Annotated in this window: 1 protein-coding gene; it reads right to left on the bottom strand. The window is 57.4% G+C overall.

Annotated features, from left to right (window positions below; all coding sequences use genetic code 11):
- Positions 1–277: 277 nt before the first annotated feature.
- Entirely contained in the window at positions 278–679 is a 402-nt protein-coding gene (locus AC1D1P_RS24225) for a Mov34/MPN/PAD-1 family protein (protein ID WP_477674778.1), read from the bottom strand.
- Between the last annotated feature and the right edge of the window lie 359 nt (positions 680–1038).

Below are 1038 nucleotides of genomic sequence, written 5' to 3'. Positions count from 1 at the left end.
GTTTACGCGTCCCTCTTTTTCCATTTTTCGCTTTTTTTGCCTTTTTGAGGCACTGCTGCATAAATAGCAGAGCCACTTAGATAGTGGCGAGAAAGGAGGACTCAAAAATGATTATCAAAATCGAGCATTTCGGTCATGATTTCGTAAACAGCGACTGCGCAAAACTGTTGCTTACAGGACGTTTTCACCATTACGTTTACCTGATTACGTAATACCAGGGGGCTTCGGCCCCCTTTTTTATGGGCTACAAGCTGGCGGTGGGGGGGCTTGGTTTGAATCAGCCGTCCACCACTGGCCTGAGGTCAATCTGCGCTTCAACGCGCAGGAGCTCAACGTGGAGGCAGGCAGTCCCCACTATGACTGCAGCGAGAGGCAAGTGCTTGGCTCGGCCCGCAAAAAGCTTCCGCCACTCCGTCCGGTCGATGTCCGAAGGCACAGGAACCCGTTGAGGGTGTGTGTGCCATTCGCCGAGATAGTCGATTGTTCCGCCGCTAGCAGCCCACGCCTCCATGGCCGCAGTTGCATGGCCATGAGCCTCGCGTTCAAAGAAGAACGGTCGGCGCCTGTCTGTAGTCATTGGCTCAGTTACGAACAGCACTTCAAGATGATTCCCTCGTCGCTTACCGAGGAGAATGCCGCCAGCCTCTGTCTGCCACGGAAACCGCTGTCGGTGCCTCATGAAGACCTGGATGGTTGCTGGAGCGAACACCACGAGCCGCTTCCGGTCAGGCGTTACCCATTCGCTTACGAACTGCACGCTGGGCATTGCGGCAGTCTTGGCACGTCTACATCGCCCGAGGCCGGCGAGAAGCCTGAGCGTAGGACCCGGGTGCGCAGCCGGGGCGACGGAGCACCTCGATTCCAGTCCACGACCATTTCGGCTGCCAAGCAGGCCGCATGCACCGATGCAGTCGCAGGAAAGGGTACGTAGAGACTTTCGCAGCCGTGACCAGCAAGCTCCACCGGGATGGGCTCCGTTACCGCGGGGAAGAGCGGTTTGCGCTGCAGGTCGGACATGCATCTGGTGCATGCCTGATC

This window comes from Polaromonas sp. P1_E1_2 (assembly GCF_056406035.1).
This window is presented reverse-complemented; position numbering and strand designations above follow the sequence as displayed.